This window comes from Streptomyces sp. NPDC057616 (assembly GCF_042800575.1).
Lineage (GTDB): Bacteria > Actinomycetota > Actinomycetes > Streptomycetales > Streptomycetaceae > Streptomyces.
In genome coordinates this window covers 138,916-145,036 of record NZ_JBHVGU010000027.1, presented here as the reverse complement: position 1 = coordinate 145,036, position 6,121 = coordinate 138,916, and the positions used below count along the sequence as shown (strand labels likewise).

At 73.0% G+C, this 6,121-nt stretch carries 6 protein-coding genes and 1 pseudogene; 3 read left to right on the top strand and 4 right to left on the bottom strand.

What is annotated here, in order from left to right; translation table 11 throughout:
- The 3 genes and pseudogenes from ACFU97_RS30590 to ACFU97_RS30580 form a co-directional block, all read left to right on the top strand.
- A pseudogene (locus tag ACFU97_RS30590) lies at positions 1–146 on the top strand (sugar ABC transporter ATP-binding protein); the annotation flags it as partial.
- Position 147: 1 nt separating this feature from the next.
- The gene (locus tag ACFU97_RS30585) at positions 148–1,050 is read left to right on the top strand and encodes a sugar phosphate isomerase/epimerase family protein (protein WP_384263016.1); all 903 of its coding nucleotides are present in this window, start codon (positions 148–150) and stop codon (positions 1,048–1,050) included.
- Positions 1,051–1,085: 35 nt separating this feature from the next.
- Positions 1,086–2,111 carry a Gfo/Idh/MocA family protein gene (locus ACFU97_RS30580; RefSeq protein WP_384263013.1) on the top strand — a complete coding sequence of 342 codons (1,026 nt, stop codon included), beginning with the start codon at positions 1,086–1,088 and terminating at the stop codon, positions 2,109–2,111.
- Here ACFU97_RS30580 and ACFU97_RS30575 read toward each other — a convergent pair.
- From ACFU97_RS30575 to ACFU97_RS30560, 4 genes are all read right to left on the bottom strand, one after another.
- Positions 2,104–2,550, bottom strand: a complete 447-nt coding sequence (locus tag ACFU97_RS30575; RefSeq protein WP_384263010.1) for a GNAT family N-acetyltransferase — start codon at positions 2,548–2,550, stop codon at positions 2,104–2,106. The two genes, ACFU97_RS30580 and ACFU97_RS30575, sit on opposite strands and share 8 nt — an antisense overlap.
- 42 nt (positions 2,551–2,592) lie before the next feature.
- A complete protein-coding gene (locus tag ACFU97_RS30570) occupies positions 2,593–3,609 on the bottom strand; it encodes a Gfo/Idh/MocA family protein (protein WP_384263008.1) in 1,017 nt (338 codons plus the stop codon).
- Positions 3,606–4,925, bottom strand: a complete 1,320-nt coding sequence (locus tag ACFU97_RS30565; protein WP_384263006.1) for a protoporphyrinogen/coproporphyrinogen oxidase — start codon at positions 4,923–4,925, stop codon at positions 3,606–3,608. Before ACFU97_RS30565 ends, ACFU97_RS30570 begins: the two co-directional genes overlap by 4 nt.
- 161 nt (positions 4,926–5,086) lie before the next feature.
- Positions 5,087–6,091, bottom strand: coding sequence for a Gfo/Idh/MocA family oxidoreductase (locus tag ACFU97_RS30560; RefSeq protein WP_384263003.1), 1,005 nt, complete (start codon positions 6,089–6,091; stop codon positions 5,087–5,089).
- Positions 6,092–6,121 lie beyond the last annotated feature (30 nt).

Genomic DNA, 6,121 nt, shown 5'->3' with positions numbered 1-6,121 from the left:
AGCTGACCAACCACATGGCCGGCGGCGCCGAACTCGCCGCACTCAAGCACGAGTTGTCCCAGGTCAGCGGCGTCGACGTCGAGGAACTCCCGGAAAGGGAAGACCTCACCGCACCCGTCGCGACGGGCCCGGAAGGCAAGGCCTGACATGGTGGCCGCCCTGGACCGCATCCGGGTCGGCTCGGCCCCCGACTCCTGGGGCGTGTGGTTTCCCGAGGACCCGCAACAGGTGCCCTGGGAACGCTTCCTGGACGAGGTCGCCGAGGCGGGGTACGCGTGGATCGAGCTGGGCCCGTACGGCTATCTGCCGACGGATCCGGCCCGGCTCACCGACGAGATCGCCCGGCGCGGGCTGAAGGTCTCGGCGGGCACCGTGTTCACGGGCCTGCACCGCGGCCCCGCCGTCTGGGACGCCACGTGGCGGCACGTCAGCCAGGTCGCCGCACTCACCCGGGCGACGGGCGCACGGCACCTGGTGGTGATCCCCTCCTTCTGGCGGGACGACAAGACCGCCGAGATCCTGGAGCCGCCGGAGCTGACGGGTGAGCAGTGGGCCCTTCTGACCAAGGGCATGGAGCGCCTCGGCCACGAGGTGAGGGAGGCCTACGGCCTCGACATCGTGGTGCACCCGCACGCCGACACCCACATCGACACCGAGGACCACGTCGAGCGCTTCCTCGACTCCACCGACGGCGACCTCGTCAACCTCTGCCTGGACACCGGCCATTACGCCTACTGCGGCGGCGACAGCGTCGAGCTGATCGAGACCTACGGCGAGCGCATCGGCTATCTGCACCTCAAGCAGGTCGACCCGGAGGTCCTGGCCGACGTCCAGGCCAGGGGCACCCCGTTCGGGCCGGCCGTGGCGCAGGGCGTGATGTGCGAACCGCCCGCCGGAGTACCGGAGTTGGGGCCGGTGCTGGAGGCGGCGCAGAAGCTGAACGTCGAGCTGTTCGCCATCGTCGAGCAGGACATGTACCCCTGCGAGCCGGATGCGCCGCTGCCCATCGCGACGCGCACCAGAAAGTTCCTGAGGTCCTGCGGCGCCTGACCGCCCCGGCGCCTGACCATCCGAAGGGGGTCACCATGGCTCGGCTCGAGACGCTGAGAGTCGCCGTCGTCGGCACGGGAAAGATGGGTGCCGACCACGTCCGCCGGATCGAGGAGGTCATCAGCGGGGCGCGGGTGAGCGCCGTCGTCGACGTCGACGCGGAGCGGGCGAAGGCCGTCGCGGCCCGCGTCGAGGGCTGCACCGCCTACACCGACCCGGCCGCCGCGATGGCCGCGGCGGACGTGGACGCCGTCCTGATCGCCTCCCCGGGCCCCGCCCACGAGGCGGCCCTGCTGGCGGCGTTCGCCCGGGATCTGCCGGTGCTGTGCGAGAAGCCGCTGACCCCGGACGCGGCCTCCGCGCTGCGCGTCGTGGAGGCCGAGCGGCAACTGGGCCACCGCCGCGTCCAGGTGGGCTTCATGCGGCGCTACGACGCCGAGTACATGAAGCTCAAGTCCCTGCTGAGCACAGGCCAGTTGGGCCGCCCCCTCATGCTCCACAACCGGCACCGCAACGTCGCCTCCCCGCCGGGCTGGACGAGCGAGATGCTCATCAACGACTCCGTCGTGCACGAGATGGACGTCACCCGCTGGCTGCTCGGCCAGGAGATCACGGCCGTCACGGTCCTGCGCCCGGCACCGTCGGCGAACGCACCGGAGGCCGTGCAGGACCCCCAGTTCGTCGTCTTCGAGACCGACGGCGGCGCGATCGTCGACGTCGAGATCTTCGTCAACTGCGGCTTCGGCTACCAGGTCCAGGCCGAGGTGGTCTGTGAACGCGGCACCGCCCGCATCGGCGACGGCCACGCCATGGTCACCAACATGGCCGGCCGCTGGGGCGGCACCATCACCCAGGACTTCACCGACCGCTTCGCGGACGCCTACGACCGCGAGGTCCAGGCCTGGGCCGACGCCACCCGCCGCGGCCGGGTCACCGGCCCGAGCGCATGGGACGGCTACGCGGTCGCCGCGGTCTGCGAGGCGGGCGTCCGCTCGCTCCAGGAGGGCGGCCGCACGGAGGTGGAGCTGACGGAGCGGCCGGCGCTCTACGACGTCAGCTGAGCGTCCGGGAGAACACCACCCGGTCCTCCCCGGGCCCGTTGTAGTCCCGCTCCACCCGTACGTCGAAGCCGAGGCTGCGGTGGAAGGCCGTGGAGCCCTCGTTGCCCAGGCTGGTGATCGCCTTCAGGCGGACCGCTCCCTGCCGCCGTGCGGCCTCGGTGAAGGCGGCGTACAGCTCGCGGCCCAGGCCGGTGCCGCGGGCGTCGTCGCGCGTCGCGATCAGGTGCACGTACCCGGTGCCGTCCGGCGTGACGAAGCCGATCAGATAGCCGAGGATGCCGCCGTCGTCGGCGCGGGCCACCAGGCAGGTCTCGCCGAACTCCTGCACCAGGGCGAGGAGATGGAGCGCGCGCAGGTCCCGCTCGCCCCAGTAGCGGGCGTGGTCGGCGAGGACCTGCTGGATGTCGGTGACGTGGGCGGGGGTGATCTGCGCGGCCATGGCGCCGATCCTCTCAGAGCCATGGCCGCGCGCGGGGAGCGGCTACAGCGCGGTGCGCGGCCGCGGTGCGAACCCCGCCGCCCGGTAGCAGGCGTCGATCAGCGTCATCGTCGCCAGCGCGTCGTCCGCGTCCAGCGGCAGCGCACCGCCCTCGCGGATCCGCGCCGCGAACGCCTCCAGCTGGTAGGTGTACGACGACCTGGTGCCCAGCCGCTCCGTGCGCTCACCCTCGTCCGTGCGGACCACGATCCGGTCGTCGAGCTGGGGCAGGACGAAGTTCACGGCCAGGGCCTCGCCCCGGCTGCCGACGATGCGGCAGCTCATCTCGAGCTCGTCGTGCGCCATGTGGCAGCGGGCGCCGCCGGTGGCGCCGTTGGGGAACTCCAGGTCGGCGTCGAGCCATTCGTCGACTCCCGGCGCGCCCGCCCGCTCGCCGCCCCGCGCCCTGACCAGGCGGGGCGCGCCGCCCGCCCAGGGGGCGAGCATGCGCACGGCGTGCACGCCGTAGCAGCCGAGGTCCATCATGGCGCCGCCGGCCAGGGCGAGGGACCAGCGGGGGTCGGTGTCCGCGGGCGCCGGGATGGCGACCACGGTCTCCACCCGCTGCAGCTCGCCCAGTTCACCGCCGGCCAGGAGCTCGTGCAGCCGGCGGGTGACCGGGTGGAAGAGGTAATGGAAGGCCTCCATGAAGACGGTGCCGGCCTTGGCGGCCGCCTCCCGCACCTCGGCGGCCTCCTCGGCGTTGCTCGCCGACGGCTTCTCGCTCAGGACGTGCTTGCCGGCCGCGAGGGCGGCGAGGTTCCACGGGCCGTGCAGGCCGTTGGCGAGCGGGTTGTAGACGACCTCGACCTCGGGATCGGCCAGCAGCTGCGCGTAGGAGTCCAGGACCCGCTCGATGCCGTGCTCGGCGGCGAAGGCCTCGGCCCGGGACCGGTCGCGCGCGGCCACGGCGACCAGGCGGTGGCCGCCCGTGCGGGCCGGGTCCAGCAGAGCGCGTTCGGTGATGCGTGCGGCGCCCAGGACGCCGATGCGCAGGGGTGCGCGGTCCGCTTCGCTCATGACGTGCGTTCCTCCTCGATCATTTCGTGCGGGGTCAGTGTGCCGTGTGCCGGCGGGAAGTGGTGGCGCACGAGGTCCTGTGCGTGGGCGACGGTGCACTCGACCAGCTCGAAGGCCGGCAGTCCGCCGGTGTAGTAGGTGCGGGCCCGGCCCTGCAGCCCCTCCAGGCGGTCCAGGGCGCCGTCCCCGAGGTCGTCGCTGCCGAAGTGCGGCATGAACGACCAGGGCTGGTGCAGATGCACCTCCTCGAGGTCCCCGCCGAGCCGCGCCACGTCCTGCCGCAACAGCGTGGCGACGTCGTCGGGGCGGCCGTAGGAGTAGAAGGTCCGCACGTCGCTGTCCGGGTAGCGATGGTGGTACGAGACGCAGTGGCCCCTCGCCGTGCGGTGGGAGGTGTGGGGGGCGAGGAAGTAGAAGGCGTTGTCGGGCAGGCCGGAGGCGGTGGCGACGGTGGTGTGGTACGCGTTGCTGCGGACCCGGCCGGCCAGTTCGCGTTCCTGGGCGGTGGCGTCCAGGGCCGGCAGGATGCGGTCCAGCGCCACGGCGAGCACCAGGTCGTCGGCGGCCAGCGGGCCCGCGTCCGTCAGCACCCGTACGCCGTCCGCGTGCCGCTCCACCGACGTGACCCGCACTCCGCAGCGCACGTCCGCCAGCTCCGCCGCGACCCGGCGCCACAGCGTCGCGAACCCGCCCGCGACGGTGAACGCGCCCTCGTGGCCCAGCAGTTCGAGGCCGGGGGTGAGCAGCCCGGTCATCTCGGCGTACTTGACGAAGTACAGCGCGGGCACGTCGTCGTCGAGATAGCCGTAGCCGGCCGCCGTGTAACCCGGGCCGAACGACGCGGCCATGGACTGCAGCCGGTGCTCGGCGAGCCAGTCGGCGACCGGTGCGGCCAGCGCCCGCGCGGAGTGCGCGAGGCCCGGTTCGGCGATGCGCGCGAACTCCCGCTCGCGCAGGGCCCGGTAACGGCGGAAGGCCGGGTCGCGTAAGAAGGACATGGCCTGGCGGGAGGCGGTGCGGCGCTCGACGTCGAGGATGCGGTAGCGGGTGGTGCGTTCCGTCCGCACGCCGAGCTCGTCGATCAACCGGGCCGTCCGCTCGTACCGGTTGGTGCATATGTGGCCGCCCAGGTCGTGGGCCAGGCCCCCGACCTCCAGGCTCCGGCACTTCCCGGCGACCGTGTCCTGCTCCTCCAGGACCGTCACCCGGTGCCCGGCGCGCTCCAGTTCGCGTGCGGCCGTCAGACCGCCCGGCCCGGCGCCGATGACGATCACGCGGCGGGGGCCCAGGGGCCGGGACGTGTCGGCGTGGTTCATGGTCGTCGCTCCTCGGTCGGTCGGTGCATGAGTGGACCTCATGGTGGTACGGGAGGTTCCCGCGAAGGTGACCGTCGGGGGCAACGTGGTGGCCGACACACTCTCGTGCTCCGGGCGCCGGAGGCCGGCCGACGCCCGGAGTACGAGGCAGGGGGCCGCCGTCAGGCGGTGCGCACCTCGGCGATCGTCACCGGGCGGTGCTCGTGCAGCGAGAGCGTGCACGCGTCGGCGATCCAGCCGGCCTCCAGTGCGTCCGCGACCGTGCACGGCGAGGGGCGGCTGCCGGCCACGACCTCGGTGAACGCGGTCAGTTCGGCGCGGTAGGCGGCCGTGAAGCGGTCCATGAAGAAGTCGTGCGGGGTGCCGGCCGGGAAGGTCGCGCCGGGCTCCACGGAGCGCAGCGGCAGCTTGTCCTCCAGGCCGACGGCGATGGAGTCCTGGAAGCCGTGGATCTCCATGCGGACGTCGTAACCGCGGGCGTTGTGACGGGAGTTGGAGACCACGGCGATGGTGCCGTCGTCCAGGGTGAGGATCGCGCCGGTGGTGTCGGCGTCGCCCGCCTCCTTGATGTACTCGGCGCCGCGGTTGCCGCCGACGGCGTACACCTCGACGACCTCGCGGCCGGTCACCCAGCGGATGATGTCGAAGTCGTGCACCGAGCAGTCGCGGAAGATGCCGCCGGAGGCGGCGATGTACGCGGCCGGCGGCGGCGCCGGGTCCAGGGTGGTCGAGCGCACGGTGTGCAGCGTGCCGAGCTCGCCGCTCTGCACCGCCGCGCGGGCGGCGACGAACCCGGCGTCGAAGCGCCGGTTGTAGCCGATCTGGATCGGCACGTCGCTGCCCTCGACCGCCTTCAGGACCCGCACGCCCTCCGCCATCGTCCTGGCGACGGGCTTCTCGCAGAAGACGGGGATGCCGGCCTCGACCCCGGCCAGGATCAGCCCGGGGTGGGCGTCCGTCGCGGCCGCGACGACGATGCCGTCCACGCCGGCGGCGAGCAGGGCCTCAGGCGAGTCCACGACCTCGCCGCCGAACCGCTCCGCGGCCGACTTGGCCGCGTCCGCGAACGGGTCGGTGAGCACGAGCGACTCGACCGCGTCGAGTCCGGACAGGGTCTCGGCGTGGAAGGCGCCGATACGGCCGAGGCCGAGGATTCCAATACGCATGGGGGTGTTGCTCCTAGTGAGGGTGCGGGT

Excerpts from the sequence above, each read along its gene's own strand:
- ACFU97_RS30585 (WP_384263016.1), top strand. The coding sequence starts at position 148 with ATGGTGGCCGCCCTGGACCGCATCCGGGTCGGCTCGGCCCCCGACTCC.
- ACFU97_RS30580 (WP_384263013.1), top strand. The coding sequence starts at position 1,086 with ATGGCTCGGCTCGAGACGCTGAGAGTCGCCGTCGTCGGCACGGGAAAG.
- ACFU97_RS30575 (WP_384263010.1), bottom strand. The coding sequence starts at position 2,550 with ATGGCCGCGCAGATCACCCCCGCCCACGTCACCGACATCCAGCAGGTC.
- ACFU97_RS30570 (WP_384263008.1), bottom strand. The coding sequence starts at position 3,609 with ATGAGCGAAGCGGACCGCGCACCCCTGCGCATCGGCGTCCTGGGCGCC.
- ACFU97_RS30565 (WP_384263006.1), bottom strand. The coding sequence starts at position 4,925 with ATGAACCACGCCGACACGTCCCGGCCCCTGGGCCCCCGCCGCGTGATC.
- ACFU97_RS30560 (WP_384263003.1), bottom strand. The coding sequence starts at position 6,091 with ATGCGTATTGGAATCCTCGGCCTCGGCCGTATCGGCGCCTTCCACGCC.